We start from the raw sequence: 25,732 nt of genomic DNA, 5'->3' as shown, positions 1-25,732 counted from the left end.
CGGAGAGGGGCGCACATAACTCCTGAACCGCTCCCTCCCCGCTCCGGGGAGGGCCGGGGAGGGGTCCCCTGTCTCTGGGGTTCAACAGAGGCAAATTTTTTTAATCCTCCGACGGATCCCCTCCTTAAACCGGGGAGATGAAGCCGGAAAAAATTTAAACAACATGGCAGACGTAAAAAATCTTGCAGAGCAACTGGTTGGCCTGACCGTTAAAGAGGTTCAAGAGCTGGCTGATTTCCTGAAATCCGAGTACGGCATTGAGCCCGCAGCTGCTGCTGTCGTAGTAAGCGGCGACGCTGGTGGTGGCGCTGCAGCTGTTGAAGAGAAGACTTCCTTCAACGTAATCCTGAAGAGCGGTGGTGCTTCCAAGCTCAACGTGGTTAAGATCGTTAAAGACCTCACCGGTCTCGGTCTGAAAGAAGCCAAAGACCTCGTAGACGGCGCTCCGAAGCCCGTTAAAGAAGGCGTTGACAAGGCTACTGCCGAAGACATCGCCGCCAAGCTGAAAGAAGCTGGTGCCGACGTAGAGATCGCTTAATTGCATCCTGCATCGTAACGATAAAGGGCCCCCGCCGTAAGGTGGGGGCTTTTTTGTGTCCCTGAAGGCCAGCAACCACATAGAGCAGCTTCCCGGCCACCAAGCTTGCATCCCATCGGGAGGCGGCGGGGGGAATGGCCGGTTCACCAGACAGGCACCACCCATCCCCTGATCCGGAGTCTCTCTACGACGCTTACCCCGCTACAACCAGCACCTGGCGTGACGAACGCCCCGGGGTCCGGTAGGGGCGGGCCCGGTCGTCGGAGCTGCCGTTCGCAACCCCGGAACGATCCTCTTGCGGCCCACCGGACCCACCGAATTCCCTCTGCCGTCCGCCCGGCGAACAGCAGGATCGTTTGTTCCCAAGCGTGCCATCCGGGGCTAATATGTCCTGTCTCCTGCAGGAGCTGCGTCTCCAACAAATGGAAAATAAGCCGTCCAGCGCCCCCCAATTCCGCAGCATAAGCTTCGACCTGCATCGGGCTACCCAGGTTCCATTCCTTCCAATTTGCCGGCGGTTTTTCACGCCCCCCGGGCTCCGGTGCCCCCATATTTTCACGACGATTCGCAGCATCACTATCACAAAAAGGTGGCCCGACTGCCCGGATCGGCTGCGACTTCCATCGTCACGAACGTACCTCGGAGGGCTGCTTTTTAGGAACAACGGGATCGGAAGCAGCGCACCCAAACTACCTGGTCGGGCTCAGAAAAAAGGGAAGTGGCCGCCCGGTTTCCGCAGTTTCTCAACCCGGATCAACCGGATTTGTGCGGGGTACCTGCTTCCCGCCTGCCCCCTAAAACAGGCTCCCGGGCATGTCGGCTCCGTCCCGGACGGGCCTGGAAAAAGTGCCCGAAAACGCGTCGGAAGGAGGTAGGAGTCTTCGCGTTTTTGCCCGGTACCGGGGCGGTAGCCAACATCCCTCCAGGTGATAAAAAACCCGCATTTCCAGGAGGAGGGGCGGCTTCAGAAAAGGCTTTTTGACCCGGATTGGTCACGGGCAGCCATGAATAACCCAGGTAAAAAGTAAGGGTAATGAGCTGTTGGGATCGGGTCTTCCCAGTGAAATTAAACTCGTCCAGGCAGCAAAAAGTGCCAATATTGCAGGCGAACTGGCGATCCCGGGCGATCGCTTTGAACGGCATTTACAGCCTGTTTTAGGCGGTCTGATCAGCCCGAATAGCAAGAGCTGCCCGGCCGACAGAGGGCTGTATTGCGCATCTAAACCTCCTTGCCGAAGGTGGGGTAGGGGAGCGCTTAGAAGCAATTTTCGGGTAATCCAACATGGGTTTTCAACTTTAAGTGGAGCAAGGTGCCGAAGAAGAGCCATAATTGTCCTTAAAACCACGTAACGTAATATTAGTTAGGATATTATAGACACTATTTCGAAAATAAAAGGATGAACGTGAAACATCTTCTAACATTCTCGTCTAAATAGATAATCAACAAGAAACCAATATGGTAGTACGTCAAATTATAGAATAGATAAATGTAAAGACACGTCCTTGGCTCCTCGGACCTGGTACTGAGCGACGATCCAGTAACGAAGCTGAAGCTGCCCATCAACGATGTGGAAAACATCTCAACTTTTATTAGAGTACGAACATCATCCTACTCTTAGCCAATTAATGTAAGGAAAATACAATAATCAATTATAAATGATGGTACTACAGAAAATAAATGACAAAATGACAAAAAATGTTCCACGACCCATCGGAAAAGTGCTAGAAAATGGTTTAGTTGGTCCTTATATTTAATTGAAAGCCAAATAATAGGTGTCATTCTACGCTTAGATACGGAAGAAGCCTTTTTAGGGTTGAATCGGGCAAAATGAGCAGGCGGCGCAGCTCCTCCACCGATCCGAATTTTCCGTGCCGCTCGCGGTATTCCACAATGGCATTGGCGTACTTCCAGCGGATGTATGGGTGATTTTTGAGTTCGTCCTTGCTCGCGCTGTTCAAGTTTAACTTGCGGACGCCGGCAGCACCTCCATCTGCTTTGAGAAGCGGTTTTATTTTCTGAAAAGTGGAGTCGGGTACACCCCAGGTCTCCCCCACCTGTTCCACCGACCCGAAACCACCGAGCCGTTCCCGGTATCGGACGATCCTGCCTGCCAGTTTGGCACCTATTCCGGGGAGGGCTTCCCAGGCAGCCGAGTCGGCTTCGTTGATGGAAATGGGGGCAGGCGCCCAGCGCTTCCGGGGCCCGGCCCGGTCGCCGGCTTGGGGGTAGGACCGGGGGCCGCCGGCGGTGGCGGCAAACCCGGCGGCGTCTTTTTCCGGCAGCCGGATAAAGGGCAGCACCCGGTCGACGAAGCCGGGCGGCAGGCTCCAGATCTTCCGGAGGTCGTCGGGCTGGCGGAAGCGTCCACCCCGATCCCGGTACTTCAGGATGGTCTGCACGGTCCGGGCGGGCAAACCGAGCCGGGCCCAGCCGGCGGCATCGAGGCTGTTGGGGTCGAAGGCAAAAAGCGGCGCCCGTTGCCAGGCGTCACGGTCCCCCTCCGTTTTCGGGTACCGGGACCGGTACCGTCGCTCCGGATCATCCTGCCGGTAACCGTCGGAGCGGAGACTGTCGGCCGGGCGACGCAATAAGGAGTCAGGAAGGGGCTGCAGCGACAGGGGACGATCCGGGAAAAAGGAAGGGGCTGCCAGCAGGGCACCCACGACCGCGGCGAGCAGGATCGCCGCCAGGCGGTCTTTTTTGGCGAAGGTAAAATAGTCGGCAAGGACGCGCTTCGGGTTCATCCCGGAAAGCTAGCCGGGCCGCCCGGAGCGGCCATGGGAAAAAGAACAGGAATCGCTGGTTTTTTCCCCGGCTGGAACGATTCTCACAAAATAGTCAAAAAAAACTCAGGCACACTCTTTGCGGACGCGAAAAACTTTTTCTTAAACGCTTTTTCCGTACTTTTGCCCTCCTTAAGTTTTGGCCAAAAACAATTTTGACGTCGGTAATTCGAGCTTAATTCATTGAAAATCATCGCTTTTTTCTTTTCCAAGAAAGAGGCCTGGTAGCTCATTGCCCGCGTCTAAAACTCATTAAACCGGTTATTTACCTATGCCCGCAGCAACAACGAATCAACGGATCAATTTCGGGAAAATTGGCAACCTGGCCGATACCCCGGATTTGCTCGCCGTTCAGATCCAGTCGTTCAAAGAGTTTTTCCAGTTAGAGACCACGCCGGACAAGCGTAACGTAGAAGGCCTCTTCCGCGTGTTCAAGGAAAATTTCCCGATCACAGACACCCGCAACATTTTCGTACTGGAATTCCTGGATTATTTTATTGATCCCCCGCGCTACACGATCGAAGAATGTATGGAGCGCGGCCTCACCTATGCCGTTCCGCTGAAGGCCAAGCTGCGCCTTTCCTGTAACGACGAGGAGCATATCGACTTCCAGACCATTGTGCAGGATGTGTTCCTGGGCAACATCCCCTACATGACCCCCCGCGGCACCTTTGTAATCAATGGTGCCGAGCGCGTCGTGGTATCCCAGCTGCACCGCTCCCCCGGCGTATTCTTCGGCCAGTCGGTTCACCCCAACGGCACGAAGATCTACTCCGCCCGCGTGATCCCCTTCAAGGGTGCGTGGATGGAATTCGCCACCGACATCAACAACGTGATGTATGCCTACATCGACCGTAAGAAGAAGTTCCCTGTAACGACCCTTCTTCGCTCGATCGGCTTTGAAACCGATAAAGACATCCTTGAGCTCTTCGGCATGGCCGACGAGGTGAAGGGTGAGAAGAAAGCCCTCGCCGGTTACCTGGGCCGCCGCCTGGCCGCCCGTGTACTCCGCAGCTGGGTGGAAGACTTCGTTGACGAGGACACCGGTGAGGTGGTCTCCATCGAGCGTAACGAGGTGATCCTCGAGCGCGACTCCATCCTCGACGAAGAAGCCATCGACACCATCTCTGAAATGGACATCAAGTCGGTGTTCGTTCAGAAGGAAGACGTAGGTGGCGATTACGCAATTATCTACAACACGCTTAACAAGGATACCTCGAACTCCGAGCTCGAGGCCGTGCAGGTGATCTACCGTCAGCTGCGTGGTGCCGATGCGCCGGACAACGAGACCGCCCGCGGTATCATCGACAAGCTGTTCTTCTCCGACAAGCGCTACGACCTCGGCGAGGTTGGCCGCTACAAGATCAACCGCAAGCTTGGTCTGAATGCGTCGATGGAGCAGAAGACCCTGACGAAGGAAGACATCATCGAGATCATCAAGTACCTCGTGCGTCTTACCAACGGCAAGGCCGAGATCGATGACATCGATCACCTGTCGAACCGCCGTGTGCGTACCGTGGGTGAGCAGCTCTACGCCCAGTTCGGCGTGGGCCTGGCCCGTATGGCCCGCACCATCCGCGAGCGTATGAACGTGCGTGACAATGAAGTGTTCACCCCGGTGGATCTTATCAATGCCCGTACGCTCTCCTCGGTTATTAACTCCTTCTTCGGTACCTCGCAGCTGTCGCAGTTCCTCGACCAGACCAACCCGCTGTCGGAGATCACGCACAAGCGTCGTATCTCGGCACTTGGACCTGGTGGCCTGAGCCGCGAGCGCGCCGGCTTCGAAGTTCGTGACGTACACTACTCGCACTACGGTCGTCTTTGCACGATCGAAACGCCGGAAGGTCCGAACATCGGTCTTATCTCGACGCTTTGCGTTCACGCGAAGATCAACGAGATGGGCTTTATCGAAACGCCCTACCGCAAGGTGGATAATGGCAAGGTGAACATGAAGGAACTGACCTTCCTGAGCGCCGAAGAAGAAGACAGCGCCAAGATCGCCCAGGCCAACGTGCCCCTCGACAAGAACAACCACTTCGCCGAGGAGCGTATCGTGAGCCGCGAAACTGGTGACTTCCCGATCCTCGACCGCAACGAAGTACAATACATGGACGTGGCCCCGAACCAGATCGTGGGTCTGTCCGCATCGCTCATTCCGTTCCTTGAGCACGATGACGCCAACCGTGCGCTCATGGGATCGAACATGCAACGCCAGGCCGTACCGCTGCTGCGCCCCGACGTCCCGACCGTAGGTACGGGTCTCGAAGGCAAGGCCGCCCGCGACGCGCGGATCCAGATCCACTCCGAGGGTGACGGTGTTGTCGAATTCGTGGATGCCAACGAGATCCACGTTCGCTACAACCGTAACGAAGACCAGCGTCTTGTTTCGTTTGAAGAAGATCTCAAAGTATACAACCTCACGAAGTTCATCAAGACCAACCAGGAGACTTCAATCAACCTGAAGCCCGCCGTAAAGAAAGGCCAGAAGGTGAAAGAGGGCGACTTCCTCACCGAAGGCTACGCCACCAAGAATGGTGAGCTGGCACTCGGTAAAAACCTGAAGGTGGCCTTCATGCCTTGGAAGGGTTACAACTTCGAGGATGCCATCGTAATCTCCGAGCGCGTAGTAAAAGAAGACATGTTCACCTCGGTGCACATCTCCGAATACGAGCTCGAAGTGCGCGACACCAAGCTGGGTGAGGAAGAGCTGACGCCGGATATCCCGAACGTATCGGAAGAGGCCACCAAAGACCTCGACGAGAACGGTATCATCCGCATCGGCGCCCACATCAAAGAAGGCGACATCCTGATCGGTAAGATCACGCCGAAAGGCGAGAGCGACCCGACGCCGGAAGAGAAGCTCCTCCGCGCCATCTTCGGCGACAAGGCCGGTGATGCGAAAGACGCCTCGCTGAAAGCACCCAACGGTGTGGAAGGTGTGGTGATCGGCAAGAAGCTGTTCCAGCGCGCCAAGAAAGACAAGAACGCCAAGGTGCGCGAGAAGGCCGCCCTCGAGAAGCTTGAGAAAGTTCACGAGAAGAACGAGAGCGACCTGAAGGAAGTGCTGATGGATAAGCTCCTGACGCTGCTGAAAGACCGCCCGTCGACGGGTGTCAGCAACAACTTCGGTGAAATGCTGATCGGCAAAGGCGCCAAGTTCACGCAAAAGAACCTGAGCGGCCTCGACTACCAGAACGTGAACCCGCTCGGCTGGACCGGCGACGCCAAGGTAGACGAGCAGATCAACATCCTGCTGCACAACTACAGCATCAAGTACAACGAAGAACTCGGTCGCTACAAGCGCGAGAAATTCAATATCAGCATCGGTGACGAACTGCCCGCGGGCGTACTGAAGCTGGCCAAGGTATACATCGCCGTGAAGCGCAAGCTGAAGGTGGGTGATAAGATGGCCGGTCGCCACGGTAACAAGGGTATCGTTGCCAAGATCGTTCGCCACGAAGACATGCCGTTCCTCGAAGACGGCACACCGGTGGACATCGTGCTGAACCCGCTGGGTGTACCCTCGCGTATGAACCTGGGCCAGATCTACGAGACCGTTCTCGGCTGGGCCGGTGAGAAGCTGGGGCTGCGCTTTGCCACGCCGATCTTCGACGGTGCGTCGACAGACGACATCGCCGGATACATCGAGCAGGCTGGCCTCCCGACCTTCGGTCACACGCACCTGTACGACGGTGAAACCGGTGAGCGCTTCCACCAGAAGGCTACCGTGGGTATCATCTACGTGATCAAGCTGCACCACATGGTGGACGACAAGATGCACGCCCGTTCGATCGGACCCTACTCCCTCATTACGCAGCAGCCGCTCGGTGGTAAAGCCCAGTTCGGTGGTCAGCGTTTCGGTGAGATGGAGGTGTGGGCACTCGAGGCGTACGGTGCTGCCAACATCCTGCAGGAGCTGCTCACGATTAAGTCGGATGACATCATCGGCCGCGCGAAGACCTACGAGGCGATCGTGAAGGGCGAGAACATCCCGCGTGCCGGTCTGCCGGAGTCGTTCAACGTACTCGTGCACGAACTGCGCGGCCTCGGTCTGGACCTGAACTTCCACGACTAAGGACGTGAATCGTGAATCGTCAATCGTGAATGGCTGACGCACGCATTTTTGAAACAGTTCTTTTGAAATAATCTTCAGGTAGCCTCCGGTGCGGTAACGTGCCGGAGGCTGATCTGAAATCTGGGATCTGAAATCAGACATCCGAGATCAGACATCAGACATCAGACATCACCATTTGAATTTGTCCATTATGGCTTTTAATAAAAAAGACAATCGTCCGAGACCGCAATTCTCCAAGATTACGATCGGACTGGCCTCGCCCGACAGCATCCTCGAGAAAAGCTTCGGTGAGGTGCTCAAGCCGGAGACCATCAACTACCGTACGTACAAGCCCGAGCGTGACGGCCTGTTCTGCGAGCGGATCTTCGGTCCCGTAAAGGATTACGAATGCGCCTGCGGCAAGTACAAGCGCATCCGTTACAAAGGCATCGTGTGCGACCGTTGCGGCGTGGAAGTGACCGAGAAGAAGGTCCGCCGCGAGCGCATGGGCCACATCAAGCTGGTGGTACCCGTTGTGCACATCTGGTACTTCAAGTCGCTCCCCAACAAGATCGGCTACCTGCTCGGCATGAGCTCCAAGAAGCTCGAAAGCATCATCTACTACGAGCGCTTCGTGGTGATCCAGGCCGGCCTCCGCGCCGACAAGGGTCAGAACTACGGCGACCTGCTCACGGAAGAAGAATACCTCGACATCCTGGATGCCCTGCCGAAGGACAACCAATACCTCCCCGACGAGGACCCCAACAAGTTCATCGCGAAGATGGGTGCTGAAGCCGTGCACGACCTGCTCGGCCGCATCGATCTCGACCAGCTTTCCTTCGACCTCCGCAACGCCGCTGCTACCGAAACGTCGCAGCAGCGTAAGGCCGACGCCCTCAAACGCCTGTCGGTGGTGGAAAGCTTCCGCGATGCCCAGACCCGCATTTCGAACCGTCCCGAGTGGATGGTGATGCAATACATTCCCGTGATCCCGCCGGAACTGCGCCCGCTCGTTCCGCTGGATGGTGGCCGTTTCGCGTCGTCTGACCTGAACGACCTCTACCGCCGCGTGATCATCCGCAACAACCGTCTCAAGCGCCTGCTGGAGATCAAGGCCCCCGAGGTGATCCTGCGTAACGAAAAGCGTATGCTGCAGGAAGCCGTGGACAGCCTGTTCGACAACAGCCGTAAGTCCAACGCCGTCAAGGCCGAGGGCGGTCGCGCGCTGAAGTCGCTCTCCGACGTGCTGAAAGGCAAGCAGGGCCGCTTCCGCCAGAACCTCCTCGGTAAGCGTGTCGACTACTCCGGTCGTTCGGTTATCGTGGTAGGCCCCGAGCTGAAGATCCACGAGTGCGGTCTGCCGAAAGATATGGCCGCCGAGCTGTTCAAGCCGTTCATCATCCGCAAGCTCATTGAGCGCGGTATCGTGAAGACGGTGAAGAGCGCCCGCAAGCTTGTTGACAAGAAGGAAGCCGTGATCTGGGATATCCTGGAGAACATCCTGAAAGGTCACCCGGTGATGCTCAACCGCGCCCCGACGCTGCACCGCCTCTCGATCCAGGCGTTCCAGCCGAAGCTCGTGGAAGGCAAGGCCATCCAGCTGCACCCGCTCGTAACGACCGCCTTCAACGCCGACTTCGACGGTGACCAGATGGCCGTTCACGTGCCCCTGAGCAACGCTGCCGTACTGGAAGCGCAGCTCCTGATGCTGGCCGCCCACAACATCCTCAACCCGCAGAACGGTACCCCGATCACCCTGCCTTCGCAGGACATGGTTCTGGGTCTGTACTATATCTCCAAGGGCAAGAAGTCGACCGAGACCGAAGTCGTGCGCGGCGAAGGCAAGGCCTTCTACAGCGCCGAAGAGGTGATCATCGCCTACAACGAAGGCGTAGTCGACATGCATGCCCACATCAAGGTGCGCACGATGGTTCGTGAAGACGGCCAGCTCGTGAAGAAGCTCCTCGACACCACCGTGGGCCGCGTGATCTTCAACCAGCACGTGCCGAAGGAAGTAGGCTTCGTGAACGCCCTGCTGACGAAGAAGAACCTCCGCGAGATCATCGGCGACATCATTCGCATCACGAATGTGCCGAAGACCGCCAAGTTCCTCGACGACATCAAGCAGCTCGGTTTCCGCACCGCCTTCCAGGGTGGCCTCTCGTTCTCCATCAATGACCTGATCATCCCGGACATCAAGGAAGAACTCGTAGCCAACGCCAAGGTGGAAGTGGACGAAGTGTGGGAGAACTACAACATGGGTCTCATCACCAACAACGAACGCTATAACCAAACAGTTGACATCTGGTCGCGCGTCGATACCCGCATCACGGAAACGCTGATCCGCGAGCTCGCCACCGACAAGCAGGGTTTCAACTCGGTATACATGATGCTTGACTCGGGCGCCCGTGGCTCGAAGCAGCAGATCAAGCAGCTCGCCGGTATTCGCGGACTGATGGCCAAGCCGCGTAAGTCGGGCTCCACCGGTTCGGAGATCATCGAAAACCCGATCCTCTCCAACTTCAAAGGCGGCCTGAACGTACTGGATTACTTCATCTCTACCCACGGTGCCCGTAAGGGTCTGGCGGATACGGCCCTCAAGACGGCCGACGCCGGTTACCTCACCCGCCGTCTCGTAGACGTGGCCCAGGACGTGGTTGTAACTGAAGAAGATTGCGGAACGCTCCGTGGTATCGCCACATCGGCGCTGAAGGACAACGAAGACGTGATCGAGCCGCTGGCCGACCGTATCGAAGGTCGTACCTCGCTGCACAATGTATACGATCCTGTAACCGACGAAACGCTGGTGGAAGCCGGCTCCGAGATCACGGCCGACATCGCCGAGAAGATCGAGGAGCGCGGTATCGAGACGGTCGAAATCCGCTCGGTGCTCACCTGCGAAGCGAAGCGCGGTACCTGCGTGAAGTGCTACGGCCGCAACCTCGCCACCGGCGCGGTGGCCCAGCGCGGCGACGCGGTCGGTATCATCGCCGCCCAGTCGATCGGTGAACCCGGTACCCAGCTTACCCTCCGTACCTTCCACGTGGGTGGTGTGGCCGGCTCTGCCTCGGTAGAATCGACCCTCCAGGCCAAGTTTGACGGTACCATCCAGTTCGACGGTGTTCGCTCGGTTACGACCACGAACAACGAAGGCGAGAAAGTACAGGTCGTGATCGGCCGTACGGGTGAAGTGCGTATCGTTGACGAGAAGAACGACCGCCTGCTGATCACCAACAACGTTCCTTACGGCGCTACGCTGAACATCAAGGATGGTCAGAAAGTGAAGAAGGGCGACGTGATCTGCACCTGGGACCCCTTCAACAACGTTATCATCGCCGAGATCAACGGTGCCATCAAGTTTGAAAATATCATCGAAGGCGTTACCTACCGCGAAGAGTCGGACGAACAGACCGGCCACCGCGAGAAGGTTGTCATCGAAACCCGCGACAAGACGAAGATCCCTTCGATCCTGGTGACGGGCAAGGAAAACAAATCGTACAACCTCCCCACGGGCTCGCATATCGTGATCGACGATGCCGAGGAAGTGAAGGCCGGCCAGGTGATCGTGAAGATCCCCCGCGTGCTCGGCAAGCTCCGCGACATCACCGGTGGTCTGCCCCGTGTTACGGAACTCTTTGAAGCCCGTAACCCGAGCAACCCCGCGATCGTATCCGAGATCGATGGTGTGGTAACGATGGGTGCCGTGAAGCGCGGTAACCGCGAGATCATCATCGAAGCAAAAGACGGTGTGACCCGCAAGTATCTCGTGCCGCTGACCCGCCAGATCCTGGCGCAGGACGGTGACTTCGTGAAAGCCGGCTCGCCGCTTTCCGACGGACAGATCGCCCCGCAGGACATCCTCAACATCCAGGGTCCCTTCGCCGTACAGCAGTACGTGGTGAACGAGATCCAGGAAGTGTACCGCCTCCAAGGTGTAAAGATCAACGACAAGCACATCGAGGTGATCGTTCGCCAGATGATGCGCAAGGTGTCGATCGTTGACCCGGGCGATACGAAGTTCCTCGAGGAGGACCTGGTGGACAAGTTCGAGTTCCTGGAAGAGAACGACTACATCTTCGACAAGAAGGTAGTTACCGACTCCGGCGAATCGACGAAGATGCGTGCCGGCCAGATCGTGAGCCTGCGTGAGCTGCGCGAGGAAAACTCGACGCTCCGCCGCAACGACAAGAAGCTGGTTGATTACCGCGACGCGAAGCCGGCCACCTCGGCCCCGACGCTGCTCGGTATCACGAAAGCCTCGCTCGGAGTAACGAGCTGGATCTCCGCCGCATCGTTCCAGGAGACTACCAAGGTACTGTCTTCGGCCGCCATCCAGGGCAAGACCGACGACATGCTGGGCCTGAAGGAGAACGTGATCACGGGTCACCTGATCCCGGCCGGTACCGGTCTGCGCGAGTTCGAGAACATGATCGTGGGCAGCAAGGAAGAGTACGAACTCCTCCAGACTACCCGCGAGGCCATGAGCTTCGACGAGGAAGAGTAATCCTTCGGCCGTGCTCAGGATGACAGTGTTGTCATGGTGAGCCTGTCGAACCACAGAATAAGGAAGTAAGGCCGCACTCGAAAGAGGCGGCCTTTTTTGTTTGACTTCGCTGCGCAAGATGCTCCTTACGCGGATTGATTACAGACCTGCCCAGGTGGCTGTCTAATACCGCCGGTTGCGTCCCGAAAGCGCGGCCCAGATAACGAGTGCAAGCACGGCACCACCTGTAGCGATAAGAATGCTGTAGAGGTTGAAGCCACTGACACCGTTCCAGCCCAGCATCTTGGCGATGTAGCCGCCGATGACCGCGCCGATAACGCCGATGACCATTGTAACGATGCAGCCGCCGGGATCGCGGCCGGGTGTGAGCGCCTTCGCGATGGCACCTGCCACGAGGCCCAGGAGAATCCAGGATAAGATACCCATAGTAGTTGCTTTTGGCAGCAGGGCAGCAAAGGCCATACCCGCTGTTAATCGTTTGAAAAAGTTGCCAACCTCATCCCCGGAACCGGCTTTTGCCCGTTAATTTGCACAAAATTCCCCTGATGAAGAATGGCCTGCTTGCCCTGAATGTTGTGCTGCTCGTTGCTGTCGGCGTCTTGTTTTTCCTGTATTTCTCAGGCCGTCCCAAGCAGGTGGCCGCGGCTCCCGTAGTGAAGGCCAACGGTACGGTTGAACCCGGCCAGTGCCGGATCGCGTATTTCGAGATGGATTCCATCGAAGGCGCGTACTCGATGGTAAAGGATGTCAAGGCTGTGCTGAACCGCCGCGAGGAGGAAATCACCAGCGAGCTCGCCCGCATGGAGCGCGACTTCCGCAGCAAAGCCGCCGAATACCAGGCCCAGGCCGTCAACATGAACCAGACGCAATCGGAAATGGCCCAGCGTGACATGCAACAACGCCAGCAATCGCTGCAGGCCCGTGAAGCCCAGCTGCGCCAGGAATACCAGGTGCTGCAGGCCAACAAGCAGCAGGAAGTGCGCAAGAAAATCGAAGACTACCTGAAGACCTATAACGCCAACGGCACCTACACGTACATCATGTCGTATGAGCCCGGTCTTTTCTTTTACAAAGACTCCGCTTACAACATCACCGGCGACCTCATCAAAGGTCTGAATGCCGATTACAAGGCGGCTGCGAAGAAGTAGTCTGCTAATGCGTTAGTCTGCTAATCTGCTGATAAGTATAATAACCACAATAGATAAAAGAGCGATGCCTGGGGCATCGCTCTTTTATTTTGAATCGGCACTCTGCTGGCAATTAGCAGACTAGCAGATTAGCAGATTAACATTGTATCTTGACGGCAAATCTTTCTTATGGCCGAATTGCTTGTTGAAAAACCGTCTGCAACCGGAACCGACAAAGGGTTCAAACGCTCGCTGGGACTGCTCGACGGCACGATGATCGTTGCCGGCTCGATGATCGGGTCGGGGATCTTTATCGTAAGCGCCGACATGCTCAAAGACCTTGGCTCTGCGGGCTGGCTCATCGCCGCCTGGCTCATCACCGGATTTATGACGCTGACCGCGGCCCTGAGCTATGGCGAGCTGAGCGCCATGTTCCCGAAGGCGGGTGGTCAATACGTATATCTACGGGAGGCCTATAACCCCTTCATCGGCTTCCTGTACGGCTGGAGCTTTTTTGCCGTTATCCAGACGGGCACCATCGCCGCCGTGGGCGTGGCCTTTGGTAAATTTCTCGGTTACCTGGTGCCCAGCCTGGGCGATGGCAACATCCTGTTTGGCGATGCCCATGGATTCAAGATCACTGCTGCACAGGTAGTGGGAATGGCGCTTGTAATTTTACTCACCTTTATCAACACGAAGGGCGTCAAGGGCGGAAAGCTGATCCAGACAACGTTTACCTCGGCCAAGCTGCTGGCGCTTTTCGGCCTGATCATCTTCGGATTCCTTGCGGCCAAAAGCAATATCTGGCACGAGAACTGGGCCCATGCCTGGTCGATGCGCCAGCACTCCAGCCGCATCGCAGGCGCCAGCGGCGACAGCTGGGTGCCAATCACCGGCATGGCCGCACTCGGGGCTATCGCGGCTGCGATGGTGGGGTCGATCTTTTCTTCCGATGCCTGGAACAACGTGACGTTCATAGCCGGCGAAATGAAAAATCCCCAGCGCAACATCGGGCTCAGCCTCTTCCTCGGTACGCTCATCGTAACACTCATCTATGTATCGGCCAACCTCATGTACGTGTCGGTGCTCCCGGTAGAGCAGCTTGCCTTCGCGAAAGACAACCGGGTGGCCCTGTCGGTATCGAACGTCGTTTTCGGTAACATCGGCACCGTTATCCTGGCATTGCTTATCATGGTGTCGACCTTCGGTTGCAACAATGGCCTTATCCTGGCCGGCGCCCGCGTTTATTACACGATGGCCAAGGATGGCCTCTTCTTCCGCCAGACCGGTTCGCTGAACCGCCACGCCGTTCCGGAATACGCGCTTTGGATCCAATGTGCAATGGCCTGCCTGCTGTGCCTGAGCGGAAAGTATGGCGACCTGCTCGACATGGTTTCTTTCGTGGTGGTACTTTTTTACGTGCTCACCATCATCGGTATTTTCATCCTCCGCCGCACGCGCCCCGATGCCGAGCGGCCCTACAAGGCCTTCGGATACCCCGTGCTGCCGATCATTTATATCCTGATGGGAACCGCGTTCTGCCTGCTGCTGATCCGCTACAAGCCCCAGTATACCTGGCCCGGCCTGCTGATTGTGCTGCTCGGTATTCCCATTTATTTCGTTGCTTTGTCGCGCAAAAAACGCACAGCCTGATATGCCCAATTTCGCTGAATTGTTTAGCCGCTTTCCAAGCCTCAAAGTAGGCGTGGTGGGCGATGTGATGCTGGATACCTATATGTGGGGGCATGTGGAGCGTATCTCCCCGGAGGCGCCCGTGCCGGTCGTGTCGCTCGACAAAAAGGAGTTCCGGATCGGTGGTGCCGGCAACGTCGCCTACAACCTGCAGGCGCTCGGTGCGCAGCCGTTTGTGCTGACAGTTACCGGCGACGATGAGGACGCGCTCCGCCTCGTGCAGCTGTTCAGCGGCCTCGGCGTCAACTCGGCCTACAGCATCCGCAGCCGCGACCGCATCACCACGAACAAGACACGTATCATCAGCCGCAACCAGCAGATGATGCGGCTCGATACCGAGATCACGCGCGACCTCACCGTTGCCGACGAAGAAAGCATCACGGCTGCCTTTGATCGCTTCCTGAGCGAGGTGCGCCCCGACGTGGTGATACTCGAGGATTACAACAAGGGGGTACTGACCGAGCGCGTGATCCGCCACGTGATCGATGGCTGCCGCGCGGCGGGTGTGCTCACCGCGGTGGACCCGAAGCGAAAGAACTTTTTTACGTACCGCGGCGTCGACATCTTCAAGCCTAACCTGGGCGAAGTGCGCGAGGCGCTCAACCTGCTCAGCGTCGACGCGACGAAGCAGCAATTGCAAAACATTCACTACGAACTGTACCGCCACCTGCAGCACCAGATCTCCTTTATCACCCTGTCGGAGAAAGGTGTTTTTTACCAGCAGGGCGAAGCGGCCAATGTCATTCCCTCGCATTTCCGAAACATTGCCGATGTGTCGGGCGCAGGCGATACCGTTGTGGCGGTGGCGGCGCTTGTATATGCCGCAACGCGCGACGTGCGCCTCATGGCCGAGATCGCCAATATCGCGGGAGGTCTTGTGTGCGAAGTGGTGGGCACTGCCGCCATCAACGTCAAGCAGCTATTGCTCGAAACGGAACACTTGTTGAAAGGATAACCCTATGTCGCTTATTACCATTGCCATTCACGGCGGGGCAGGAACCATCCTGCGCTCGGATATGACCCCGGAGCTGGAGCAGGAATATATCGCTGCGCTGGATGCCGCACTCCGCGCGGGCTACGCGCTCCTCGAAACGGGGGGTAGTGCCATCGACGCCGTTGTCGCCGCCACCGTCGTGCTCGAAGACCACGTGCTCTTCAACGCGGGCCGCGGCTCCGTGTTTTCGCGCGATGGCCGCCACGAGATGGATGCGGCGCTGATGGACGGACGCACGCTGGGTGCCGGCGCTGTTACCGGGATCCGCAACCTGCGCAACCCCATCGTGCTCGCGCAGCGGGTGATGCTCGAAACCCAGCACGTGTTTCTCAGCGGCGAGGGCGCCCTGGAGTTTGCCCGTGAGCAGGGACTGTCGTTCGAGCCGGATGAATACTTTTTCTCGCAGACGCGCTACGACCAGTGGCAAAGCGTTCGTAATACCGACCGGGTGCTGATCGATCACAGCAACGAATACAAGGACGTGCTGCCCGATAAGAAGTTCGGCACCGTTGGCGCCGTCGCCTGCGATGGCCAGGGAAATATCGCCGCGGCTACCTCAACGGGCGGCATGACCAACAAGCAGTGGGGGCGCATCGGCGACAGTCCCGTCATCGGCGCCGGCACCTATGCCCGCAATGCCACCTGCGCCATTTCCTGCACGGGGCATGGCGAGCCCTTCATCAAAGCCGTAGCGGCCTATGACGTCAGTTGCCTGATGGAATACAGGGGGCTTAGCCTGCAGGAGGCCATGGACGAGGTGGTGCACCGCAAGCTTCCCCGCATCGGCGGCGAAGGCGGCATGATCGGCGTCGACGCGCAGGGGAATCATGCGTTGCTCTTCAATAGCGAAGGCATGTACCGCGCCGTCCGCAACAGCCGCGGCGTAAATGAGGTCGGCATTTATAAGTAGCCGCATTAACCGTCATTGCGCGGCGCCGCAGCGCAACGAAGCAACCGGCTGCACGTGCGCCAGATTGCTTCGCTATACCCCCAATGACGTTTCGGATTGAATTACCTTCGCCTCCTTATTCCCGTTTTATGAAGAAGTACGCGATCATTGTGGCCGGGGGCACCGGCACCCGTATGGGGAGCGCAACCCCCAAGCAGTTTTTGCTGCTGGGCGATAAGCCCGTGCTGTATTATACCATCCGCACCTTCCTGGAAGCCTACGAAGACCTCGATATCATCCTGGTGCTGCCGGAAGACTATACAGACATGGGCCGCGAGATCATCGATGCCTACTTCGACTATGGCCGCATCCGCGTTACCGCGGGCGGTGAAACACGTTTTCATTCGGTGCAGAACGGATTGCAGCTGGTAGGCGAGGATGGCATCGTCTTCGTACACGACGGCGTCCGTTGCCTTCTTTCGAAAGAGCTTATTCACCGCTGCCACGACAAGGCGCTGGAGAACGGCAGTGCCATCCCGGTGGTGCCCTGCCGCGACAGCGTGCGCCTCCTGAGCGGTGAAGACAACGAAGCCGTGGAGCGCAGCCGCGTGGTGCTCGTGCAGACGCCGCAGACCTTTCACAGCCGCATCCTGCAGCCTGCCTTCGCCATCGACTACAAGGAGCGCTTTACCGACGAAGCTTCGGTGGTGGAAGCCTTCGGGCTGAAGATCCAGCTCGTGGAAGGCGAGGAGGACAATATCAAGATCACGCGTCCCGTAGATCTACAGGTGGCCGCCCAGATACTCAAGAGCCGCCAGCCTGCCTGAGCCTAGCGACCGGCGATTATCGGCACATCGGGCGAAAGGTTGAGGGCCGCGCGATGCAGCAGCAGCGTGTTGCCTGCCTGGTCCATGGAAATCTCGACGAAACCATTGTAGCGGTCTGCGCCTCGCTGCACCTGCACGGCCAGGAAGCGGTGCTGCGCCGTCTTCCATAGGCCGTCCCAGCGGGTTTCGTTATCCGATACAATTTTTTCGGCCAGCACCGAGTGGCTTACTTCCCACCAGTTGAAGCCCGGATGCCCGATGCCAATGGAGGCGCCTTCCGTAAACGGCGGTGTTTCATCCCGGTCGTTGACCAGCAGGTTGCGCCGGATGCTGGATTGAACGCAAAACTGGTAGCGGTCGGCCTGCTGCGAGGGGGAACCAACAAGCTGGCACTTGAAGACAAGATCGTGTGCGCCATCGCCGTCCAGGTCAACCGTATGTACCTGGCGATAACGTACCGGGGCATTGTGGAGGTCAATGACGCGCATGGCCGGAAGTGTAACGTTGCCGGCGGGAGGGGGCGCGGGTGCCGGATTCTTGCGGCAGGCTGCGAGGAGCAGGAGGAGCGGGAGCAGGAGCTTTTTCATAGTCCTTCTTTTCGCCCACTGACAGCAAGCGTTCCACCGGCGTTGCATGCGTGTCTCGTTCGCTGTATGAACTGCCTGAATCGGCGCATCAACCGCTGATGTACGTTTCTCTTCGTGCGCGATCGTTGCGGCCAGGCGATCTGCGCTCAGACCCGTAGATCGGTATTGTTCGACCGCGGATTGATGTCCGTGCTTGGATCCACCGTGTCGTCCTTGCGCTCGCGAAGAAGGGGTGTTGTCCGTTCGCGCTGCGCCTGTGAGCCGGGCGTTTCGGACAAGCGCTGTGCGCGGGCGCTGTACAGGTGCTCCTCGTTGAAATGCTCGTGGTTGTAGAAATCCTCGTCGCTTTCTGTCGATGCGCGCTCTTCCGAAGGCCGCCCCAGGAACGCGTGGCGCACGTGATGCTCATGCTCGCTTCCGAAGTGGTGCTTGTCGTATTCGGGAAGCGCCTGCAGCTGCCCGGCCGTGGCGCGCGGCAGTACCACGTCATCGTCTACCTCGTGCAGCTGCGCCAGTCCGATGGGCACCAGTACGGTCCGTTCGTCAAGACCCAGGTCGTTGTCGCCGAGATCGACAATGAGGTAACGCACGCGGCGCGACTCCGGATCGAAGAGGAGCTCCTTCACTTCACCGATATGGCGGCCATTGACATCTTTGACGTCCCAGCCGCGGATATCGGGCTCGCCCTCCTGGATTTCGAATTTGCTTCCTCCCAGTTCATGCAGGCGGTATTTGCGGTTCTTGTCTTCCATGGTATGCTGTTTTCGGGAGTTCCCTTGTTTACGTGTAGGTGATGCGGATTATCAGCCGCGGGCGACGATCATTACGCGCCGGTTCTGCTGGCGCCCGCTTTCGCGAGCACTACCGGCAATGGCACCGGATTCTCCCTGCGGCTGCAGCGACACGCGTTCGCCGCTGATGTTGCCCGTATTGATCAGCCAGTCGCGGACAGCTTCGGCACGCCGTTCGGACAGCGCGTGGTTGGCGCCCGCATTGCCCGTGGCGTCTGTAACGCCGTAAATACGCACTGCGCCAGAGCTGTGGCGCTTTTGAATGGAAGCGGCAATTTGTTGCAGGTGCTGCTCTGCATCGGGGCGGAGGGAAGCGGAGCCTTTGTCGAAGAGCAGCTCTTCACCGACTCCATAAATTGAATAGTCGTTATTGCCGCGCACGTCGATATTCCTGTCGCTGATCTCGTCGTACCGGGCGGGGGGCGCATTGAAATCCACGCGGCTCCAGCCGGTGTCAGCCGTTGCCTGCGTAGTGGTTGTCGTCGTTGTTGTTGTGGTAGTGGTTATGCCGTTGGTTGGTATGCTGTCGGTCACGGGTGTCGTGTCCATCTTATTGTGGTGGCAACCACGTGCGAGGAAGAAGATGAGGGCGATGACGCCGAGACCCAGCAACAGCCAGGGTAGCCGGTTGCTCTTTTTCGGCTGCACGTGTAGTTCTGCCATTTCGGGTGGTTTTGCGTGAACAATCGTACCCCGATCACCCACACAAAACATGCCGTGAAGCGGGCAGCTCAACGCTGCTGAGCCGCGTTGCTTTTCGGTCTTTACTGGCCGCGATGACCCGGGAGCCGGACTACTTTGGCGCCGCCTGCATGGTACAGGCTGCAGGCAATGGCGGTGGCAGGAGCGCCCTCAAGGCGCTGTTCGAAGCGGGCAAAACCGGGCGCCTGCACAAAGAGCGAAAGCGGGTGCCTGAATTGCGCTTCCGGAACATGAAGTACGAAATGCCCGGCTGCATTGGCTTCGGTAGCGTAGGGCGTTCCGCCGAGCTCAACGCGGGCAAAGGCAACGGGGTCGCCGGCTTCGTCAAGCGCGCGGCCGCGGAGCAACACTTCGCTTGGGGAAGCCGGGAGCAGCCGCAGCAGCAGTTGCCGCAACTTATCGCGCCAGCTTGCGTCGGGCAGGGGGAGGAGGAAGGTAGTGCGTTTCATAGCGCGGTGTTTTTATAAGGACTCCAAAACCAACCTCTTCGCTGCATCCGCAAACTGCTTTAATGCTTCGTTAACGTCGCAAAAAAAGCCTCCCTAACGGAGGCTCTTTTATCAGTATTCATTTTCGGGCTTGTCTTTATCCTTGTCTTTCTTTCCCCCAAAAAGCTTGCGGAAAAGGCCTTTCTTTTCTTCCTTCGGCGGCGGTGCGGCCTCTCCGATCCTGGGTGCGGCCGTCTTGCCCGTATCGCGCTTCGGACGCTGGTTTTGCGGCGCCTGCTGCGAGCCCTTGTCGCCTTCGTCGATGGGGCGCTGCGACTCGGCGGGGATCGTATCGCCGCTCATGTTGCTGTAGTCGTCGGCGGTGCCGGCGCCCACGTCAACGCCTTCGGCATTTTCAAGAGAGTCGGGGATGATGCTCTCCACGTCGCCCTGGAAAGCCGAGTGATCCATATCGGCCGGCTTGTCGAAAGTGCGGCCTTTGTCGATGCCAAGCGAGGCATCGTTATAAACTTTCTGGAAGAAGCTTTGCCATATCGGCCGCGCGGCGGTGCCACCGTAGCCCTGCGCGCTTTCGATGTGGATAAAGCGGTCGTCGCAGCCCACCCATACACCGGCTACGAGCTGGGGCACATAACCCATGAACCAGGCATCGGCGTTGTCGTTGGTGGTACCCGTCTTGCCGCCCATCTCGGAGGCGCCGAGCGCCTGCATCAGTCCTGCTGCCGTGCCCTTCGTGACAGGGCCTTCCATGAGGCGTGTCATGTTGTAGGCGGTTACTTCGCTGATGGCTTCCTGGCGGTCGGCCGTCATATCGATTCGTTTGATCACGTTGCCGTTGCGGTCCTCGATGCGGGCAATGAGCTTGGGCTTGGTGCTGTAGCCATGTCCCGGGAATACGGTATAGCCCCACATCATCTCGTACAGGGAAAGGTCGCAGGTGCCGAGCGCGATCGAAGGGAAGGGTTCCACCTTCGTCGGGATGTGGATCTTGTCGGAGAGGAAGGAGGCAAACTGCTCCGGACCTACCTGCTTCATGATGTAGGCGGTGGCGCAGTTCTTCGACCAGGCAAGCGCCGAGGCCATCGTCATCGTGCGGCCGCTGCAGCTTTTCGTGGTGGCGGGAACCTTCTGGTCTTTACCGAAGGTTTGCTGCACGTCTTCCACCGGCGTTTCCGGTGTGAAGCCGCGCTCTTCCATCGCCTGCGCGTACAGGAACGGCTTGATCGACGATCCGACCTGCCGCTTCGTATCGAGGTTGGCGTGGTCGTACTTCCAGGTTTTGAAAGAAATACCGCCGACCCAGGCACGCACCTCGCCGGTGATGGGGTCCATGACCATGAAGGCCGTTTGCATCATCTGCCTGTGGTACTTGATGGAGTCGAGCGGCGTCATCGTCGTATCCTTCTCGCGCTTCGTGTTCCAGGCAAATACTTTCATCGGAACGCGCTCGCGGAACGATGCGCGGATCTGGGTGTCGTTGAGTCCTTCTTCCTTAAGGTTGCGCCAGCGGTCGGAGGCTTTCATCGCCGCATCGAGCACATTCTCGTGTCCCTTCCATACGGAGCCGTTGCGTACGTTCGACTGTGCGTTGAGCGAGCGCTGCAGCATCGGCATCTGCGCAGCCACGGCCTCTTCGGCATATTGCTGCATCTTGGTGTTGATGGTGGTATACACCTTCAGGCCATCGTCGTAAATATCATAAGGGTCGCCATCGGAATTCGTGAGTCCTTTCAGGGCATCCTTGAGCTCGTCCTTCAGCACCTCGCGGAAGTACGGCGCATAGCCGGTATTCTCATCGAGCTTCTGGTAATGGAGCGTGATAGGTGTTGCCTTCAGCGTAGACGCTTCGACAGCTGTGAGGTAGCCGGCTTTCTCCATTTGCCCGAGCACCACGTTCTTGCGGTTGAAGGCGGCAAGCATGTGGGTACGCGGGTTGTAGATGGAGTTGCCGCGGAGCATGCCCACCAGCACCGCCGACTCGTTGATGTCGAGGCGATCGGGCTCTTTGGAGAAAAAGGTGCGGGCCGCGTTGCGGATGCCGTACACGTTGTCGCCGTAAGGAACGGCGTTGAGATAAAGGGCGAGGATTTCTTCCTTGGTGAAGTTGCGCTCGAGGCGGATGGCGATGATGTATTCCTTCAGCTTCTCGATGATACGCAGCAAGAAATTCTTGTTGCCCTGGCCAAGGAGTGCCTTCGCGAGCTGCTGCGAAACCGTGGAGCCGCCACCGTTGCCGCCGAGGGTAGCGATGGCCTTGCCGGTGCGGTACCAGTCGATACCCGAGTGGCTGTAAAAGCGCACATCTTCGGTAGCTACCAGCGCATGGATCACGTGGGGTGAGATATCGCTGTAGTTGACGTTGCTGCGGTTGCCGCGCTCGCGGTAGTATTTGCCCATCAGCGTTCCGTCGGCCGCATAGATCTCCGAAGACTGCAGGAGCGTCGGGTTTTCGAGTTGCTTCAGCGACGGCATCTTACCGAATACACCCATTAGCGCCAGAACGATAACGAGTAAGAAAAATCCGATACCGCCGAAAAATACCCGCCAGAAAATGCGTACGCCGCGGCGCGACGCCGGCCGCTTTGGTTTCCCTGTCTGCGGATACCCGGCGTGAGGGTTGATTTCCTTTTTCATAGTGGAGCTTATGGATGAGCAAAGACTATGCCTTTGTCATCGCTGTAAAGCTAGATGAATATTGAACAAGGAACAAGGAACCCGGAATTCCGACTTGTTATTCCTTGTTCTGCTGTTCCTTGTTCCTTGTTCTTCTGTTCTCACAGTTTCACCGGCAGCTTCGGCTCGATGAACTTCAGGTACGCATCGAGCGACTTCGCATTCATCACGGCATTGAAATTGGCCTGCGAAAGAATGGTGTAGCTGTAGCTGCTGGCCTTGAGCCAGGGCACGATCTGCGAGGGTGCTATCGGCTTTACGCTTTGTACATAATCGATCGCAGCTTTCGCGGTTACAAACGGACCGATCAGCAGGAGCTTCACGTCGTTGTTGAGTGTTTCAATCCGGCTGTCGGTGGTCGTGCCTGCAGTGGCATTGTAGCGGCTGAAGGCATTACGCGCTTCGTTTACAAATACGATATCCACCTTGTTGAGGATCACCACCGCGTAGTGGCCGGAGTCGGCAGAGAAGCGGTAGGGGCCGGCTGTTACCGGCGGCGCGGCGACCGGCTTTACAACAACAGTGTCGGTGCGCGGCCGCGCGGGCTGCGGCTTCGGTGCGGCAGGCTTTGTTGTGATCACCGTGTCGCGCGATGTAGGTGCGGTTACAACGGGCAACTGGGGCTTCGGTTGCTGCACAACGGGAGCTGGCTGCTGGGGTACTACCGGCGACACCCGTGTTGCACTGTCTTCGGCAGGACGCTCCACCTGCAGGTTACGGAGTTCTTCCTCGATCTGCTGGCGACGGCCCAGGACGTCTATCAGCGTTCGCGCGCGGGCGGCAAGCACCGAGCCGGGCGACTGCGCGATCAGCGTTTGCAGCGTACGCACCGCGTTGCTGTCCTGTTGCTGCTTCACCTGGGCCACGGCCTGGATATAAAGCAGCTGCGGGTTCCAGCTATTGCTGCGGTAGAGGCTGTCGGCCCGCAGTTTGGCGGCTTCCGCTTCGGCAAAGTTGCCCGAGAGGTAGAGATCGTAAACGGCTTCGTAATCTTTTGTTGCGGCGAGCGTTGCCGTGGCAGTTGAGTTGGGATCGGTGCCAGTGCTCGCAATGGTTGTATAGCGCCCGTTCGGGAAGTTGCTTTGCAGGAGACGCTTCATTTCGTCAGCCTTCGCGGCATTACCCGCATGGCGGTATGCGAAATACAATCCGAACAGCACCTGCTCCAGCGAGTCGGGGCGCGGGTAGCGGCGGCGCAGCTCCTCGAGGGTCTGGATGGAGGAATTGTAATCTTCCATGTCGGCTGCGTAAAGCTTGGCAAGCCCGCGAAGCGCGTATTGGATACTGTCGTGCGAAATACGGAGCGCGTCGGGTGACAGCGGAACGTTGGCCACCAGCGATTCGAAGGAGAGGGGATCATCGTTGCGCGCCGGGTTATTGCCTCCCTTTGCCACGTTGCGCGTGGGCTCGGGCACCTTGTTGCGCAGCTGTGTCGCCACATCGGTGAGGCGGCGCCAGTTGTCGACGTTCGGACGGTCGCCCCAGGCCTGGCGGAAAGAAGCGGTGCCGGAGCGGCGGGCCGTTTCATTGTAGAAATACCATTCGCCGCGGTTGTTTCCGGCGGCGGCGCCAAAGGGGTCTGTTGCCGGCAGGTCGCGGCCTGCGGCATTGTCGACTTCTTCCTTGAGCCCCTGCGCGCGGCGCATCTGGCGGGCGAGTTTCCGGATAAATTCTTTCCGCTCGTCGTTGCTCATGGCGGCGATACGCTGGAGGCTGTCCTGGCGCTCCACGGTACCGGTGAAGAATATGAGCTTCGTGAGCAGCGGCTTGCGCCCGAGCACGCGGAGCGAGTCGTCGGCCTGCAGGCCCACCAGCTTCACGCTGTCGTAGAAGCGGGCAGCAGGTCCGTATTGTTTCTGGTCGAAGGAGCGGTCGGCGAGCGCGAGGTATGCATCGTTGCTGACGGTCAGGTTGTCGCTGCGGTACTTGCCCGAGCGACGGAGGTATTCCTGCGCCATGGCCAGGTTGCCGCGCTCGAGTTCCATCTGCGCCAGCATCGAGTAAATAACGTCGCGGTATTCCTCGTACCTGTCGCGGCGTGCCATCTTCAGCAGCGTGGCGATATTGCGGTCGATGTAGTTGTCACCGCCTTCCTTGTTGATGCGAATGAGGTTGAGGCGGGCGTATACGTCCATCACCGGGTCGTCGGTGTGGTCGATGGATTTGCTGTACCAGGTGCGGGCATCGTCGTAATGCCCGGTGCGCTCGAACAGCTGGCCCGCAAGGTATTCCCAGCGTGCCTTTTCCTGCCGTGTGCCGGCGGTGCCGAGGGCCAGCACCAGGTGCCGCGCCGATGAGTCCCATTGTCCCTGACGGTAAAACCAGTACGCCTGCACTTCCTCGAGATCGTCGCGAAGGCGGGCGGGGAACGTAGGGTCGTTGCGGAGGGTAGTGAGGAGGGAGCCGGCTTCCACGTAAGCGTCCTGCTCCAGGAGGGTGCGCACCTGCCACAGCAGCGCGTCGTTGCGCGAGGGCGGCTCGGTGAACACGCGGCGCGGAAAGCTTTGCCTCTTTTCCTTCGTCGCAACCTGGAGGGCGTTGTTGCCATCCATCCGCGAGCCGATATAGCGGTAGTAGCCGTCTTTTTCCTTCGGTGCAAACGACCAGTTGATGAACTGGAACATCGTATAGGCCGAATCGAACTGCTTGCGGAAGTAGTAGGCCGAGCCCCAGAGGAAATACATGTTGTCGATCCAGTCGTTGCGCAGGTCGTGGAGCACGATGCCGGTCTTCGACTTGATGATGATCGAATCGAGCGCCTGGGTCTGGGCCGCGGTGGCGTCGAGGCTGAAGTTGTAGAAGGGGAGGAGGCGGGTGTAGTTGTCACGGTGCTGCTGCTTGGCGGCTTCCAGCACCTCGTTGAGCGTGTTGTTGGCGTTGAAGTAGTAGTTGAAGTGGGTCACCAGGTTTTGCGAGATCCGCTTCGGCCCTTTGATCGGTTTGTCGGGCGTTTTTTCCGCCTTGACGCTGCGGTTGTCGTAGGGCTCGGGTTTCTTGATTTCGAGGTCATAACCAAGCTGGGCATGGGCCGGCAGCACAAAAAGGCTTCCCGCCACCCCGAGCAGGAAACAAAGGAGCAGGTGGATTCGGCGGTTCATGAACGACACTAGTAGTAACC

16 protein-coding genes are annotated in these 25,732 nt (G+C 58.2%); 8 read left to right on the top strand and 8 right to left on the bottom strand.

The features are described 5' to 3' along the window. The first annotated feature begins 163 nt into the window (after positions 1-163). A complete protein-coding gene (rplL, locus tag ACYU7Z_RS07055) occupies positions 164-538 on the top strand; it encodes a ribosomal protein bL12 (RefSeq protein WP_460568797.1) in 375 nt (124 codons plus the stop codon). Between the two features lie 1,776 nt (positions 539-2,314). On the opposite strand, the gene ACYU7Z_RS07050 is transcribed toward rplL, so the two are convergent. Continuing rightward, complete coding sequence (locus tag ACYU7Z_RS07050) at positions 2,315-3,283, bottom strand: ComEA family DNA-binding protein (RefSeq protein WP_460568795.1); 969 nt, start codon at positions 3,281-3,283, stop codon at positions 2,315-2,317. Between the two features lie 310 nt (positions 3,284-3,593). Between ACYU7Z_RS07050 and rpoB the strand changes: the two genes are divergently transcribed. Next, on the top strand, positions 3,594-7,400 hold the full coding sequence (gene rpoB, locus ACYU7Z_RS07045) for a DNA-directed RNA polymerase subunit beta (protein WP_460568793.1): 3,807 nt from the start codon (positions 3,594-3,596) through the stop codon (positions 7,398-7,400). Between the two features lie 190 nt (positions 7,401-7,590). Then, positions 7,591-11,883 carry a DNA-directed RNA polymerase subunit beta' gene (gene rpoC, locus ACYU7Z_RS07040; RefSeq protein ID WP_460568791.1) on the top strand — a complete coding sequence of 1,431 codons (4,293 nt, stop codon included), beginning with the start codon at positions 7,591-7,593 and terminating at the stop codon, positions 11,881-11,883. Between the two features lie 162 nt (positions 11,884-12,045). On the opposite strand, the gene ACYU7Z_RS07035 is transcribed toward rpoC, so the two are convergent. Further along, complete coding sequence (locus ACYU7Z_RS07035; protein WP_460568789.1) at positions 12,046-12,309, bottom strand: GlsB/YeaQ/YmgE family stress response membrane protein; 264 nt, start codon at positions 12,307-12,309, stop codon at positions 12,046-12,048. Positions 12,310-12,428: 119 nt separating this feature from the next. On the opposite strand from ACYU7Z_RS07035, the gene ACYU7Z_RS07030 reads away from it, so the two are divergent. The 5 genes from ACYU7Z_RS07030 to ACYU7Z_RS07010 all read left to right on the top strand — a co-directional run bounded on the left by ACYU7Z_RS07030 (position 12,429) and on the right by ACYU7Z_RS07010 (position 17,412). Then, complete coding sequence (locus tag ACYU7Z_RS07030) at positions 12,429-13,031, top strand: OmpH/Skp family outer membrane protein (protein ID WP_460568787.1); 603 nt, start codon at positions 12,429-12,431, stop codon at positions 13,029-13,031. Positions 13,032-13,199: 168 nt separating this feature from the next. After that, complete coding sequence (locus tag ACYU7Z_RS07025; protein ID WP_460568785.1) at positions 13,200-14,663, top strand: APC family permease; 1,464 nt, start codon at positions 13,200-13,202, stop codon at positions 14,661-14,663. Between the two features lies 1 nt (position 14,664). Further along, positions 14,665-15,657, top strand: a complete 993-nt coding sequence (locus ACYU7Z_RS07020) for a bifunctional heptose 7-phosphate kinase/heptose 1-phosphate adenyltransferase (protein ID WP_460568783.1) — start codon at positions 14,665-14,667, stop codon at positions 15,655-15,657. Between the two features lie 4 nt (positions 15,658-15,661). Beyond that, a complete protein-coding gene (locus tag ACYU7Z_RS07015; RefSeq protein ID WP_460568781.1) occupies positions 15,662-16,606 on the top strand; it encodes an isoaspartyl peptidase/L-asparaginase family protein in 945 nt (314 codons plus the stop codon). A 128-nt stretch (positions 16,607-16,734) separates the two neighbouring features. Beyond that, positions 16,735-17,412, top strand: coding sequence for an IspD/TarI family cytidylyltransferase (locus ACYU7Z_RS07010; RefSeq protein ID WP_460568779.1), 678 nt, complete (start codon positions 16,735-16,737; stop codon positions 17,410-17,412). 2 nt (positions 17,413-17,414) lie between these two features. Here the strand turns inward: ACYU7Z_RS07010 and ACYU7Z_RS07005 are convergent, their stop codons facing one another. From ACYU7Z_RS07005 to porW, 6 genes are all read right to left on the bottom strand, one after another. Then, the gene (locus ACYU7Z_RS07005; protein WP_460568777.1) at positions 17,415-17,999 is read right to left on the bottom strand and encodes a hypothetical protein; all 585 of its coding nucleotides are present in this window, start codon (positions 17,997-17,999) and stop codon (positions 17,415-17,417) included. A gap of 146 nt (positions 18,000-18,145) precedes the next feature. Then, entirely contained in the window at positions 18,146-18,751 is a 606-nt protein-coding gene (locus tag ACYU7Z_RS07000) for a PRC-barrel domain-containing protein (RefSeq protein WP_460568775.1), read from the bottom strand. A gap of 51 nt (positions 18,752-18,802) precedes the next feature. Next, positions 18,803-19,453 carry an OmpA family protein gene (locus ACYU7Z_RS06995; RefSeq protein WP_460568773.1) on the bottom strand — a complete coding sequence of 217 codons (651 nt, stop codon included), beginning with the start codon at positions 19,451-19,453 and terminating at the stop codon, positions 18,803-18,805. A 101-nt stretch (positions 19,454-19,554) separates the two neighbouring features. After that, entirely contained in the window at positions 19,555-19,941 is a 387-nt protein-coding gene (locus ACYU7Z_RS06990) for a carboxypeptidase-like regulatory domain-containing protein (protein ID WP_460568771.1), read from the bottom strand. A 111-nt stretch (positions 19,942-20,052) separates the two neighbouring features. Further along, on the bottom strand, positions 20,053-22,431 hold the full coding sequence (locus ACYU7Z_RS06985; RefSeq protein WP_460568769.1) for a PBP1A family penicillin-binding protein: 2,379 nt from the start codon (positions 22,429-22,431) through the stop codon (positions 20,053-20,055). 284 nt (positions 22,432-22,715) lie between these two features. Then, on the bottom strand, positions 22,716-25,712 hold the full coding sequence (porW, locus tag ACYU7Z_RS06980) for a tetratricopeptide repeat protein (protein WP_460568767.1): 2,997 nt from the start codon (positions 25,710-25,712) through the stop codon (positions 22,716-22,718). Positions 25,713-25,732: the final 20 nt, after the last annotated feature.

This window comes from Flaviaestuariibacter terrae, assembly GCF_054777635.1.
This window is presented reverse-complemented; position numbering and strand designations above follow the sequence as displayed.

Bases quoted from the DNA above. Each gene is read 5' to 3' on its own strand.
- rplL (WP_460568797.1), top strand. From the start codon at position 164: ATGGCAGACGTAAAAAATCTTGCAGAGCAACTGGTTGGCCTGACCGTT.
- ACYU7Z_RS07050 (WP_460568795.1), bottom strand. From the start codon at position 3,283: ATGAACCCGAAGCGCGTCCTTGCCGACTATTTTACCTTCGCCAAAAAA.
- rpoB (WP_460568793.1), top strand. From the start codon at position 3,594: ATGCCCGCAGCAACAACGAATCAACGGATCAATTTCGGGAAAATTGGC.
- rpoC (WP_460568791.1), top strand. From the start codon at position 7,591: ATGGCTTTTAATAAAAAAGACAATCGTCCGAGACCGCAATTCTCCAAG.
- ACYU7Z_RS07035 (WP_460568789.1), bottom strand. From the start codon at position 12,309: ATGGGTATCTTATCCTGGATTCTCCTGGGCCTCGTGGCAGGTGCCATC.
- ACYU7Z_RS07030 (WP_460568787.1), top strand. From the start codon at position 12,429: ATGAAGAATGGCCTGCTTGCCCTGAATGTTGTGCTGCTCGTTGCTGTC.
- ACYU7Z_RS07025 (WP_460568785.1), top strand. From the start codon at position 13,200: ATGGCCGAATTGCTTGTTGAAAAACCGTCTGCAACCGGAACCGACAAA.
- ACYU7Z_RS07020 (WP_460568783.1), top strand. From the start codon at position 14,665: ATGCCCAATTTCGCTGAATTGTTTAGCCGCTTTCCAAGCCTCAAAGTA.
- ACYU7Z_RS07015 (WP_460568781.1), top strand. From the start codon at position 15,662: ATGTCGCTTATTACCATTGCCATTCACGGCGGGGCAGGAACCATCCTG.
- ACYU7Z_RS07010 (WP_460568779.1), top strand. From the start codon at position 16,735: ATGAAGAAGTACGCGATCATTGTGGCCGGGGGCACCGGCACCCGTATG.
- ACYU7Z_RS07005 (WP_460568777.1), bottom strand. From the start codon at position 17,999: ATGAAAAAGCTCCTGCTCCCGCTCCTCCTGCTCCTCGCAGCCTGCCGC.
- ACYU7Z_RS07000 (WP_460568775.1), bottom strand. From the start codon at position 18,751: ATGGAAGACAAGAACCGCAAATACCGCCTGCATGAACTGGGAGGAAGC.
- ACYU7Z_RS06995 (WP_460568773.1), bottom strand. From the start codon at position 19,453: ATGGCAGAACTACACGTGCAGCCGAAAAAGAGCAACCGGCTACCCTGG.
- ACYU7Z_RS06990 (WP_460568771.1), bottom strand. From the start codon at position 19,941: ATGAAACGCACTACCTTCCTCCTCCCCCTGCCCGACGCAAGCTGGCGC.
- ACYU7Z_RS06985 (WP_460568769.1), bottom strand. From the start codon at position 22,431: ATGGGTGTATTCGGTAAGATGCCGTCGCTGAAGCAACTCGAAAACCCG.
- porW (WP_460568767.1), bottom strand. From the start codon at position 25,712: ATGAACCGCCGAATCCACCTGCTCCTTTGTTTCCTGCTCGGGGTGGCG.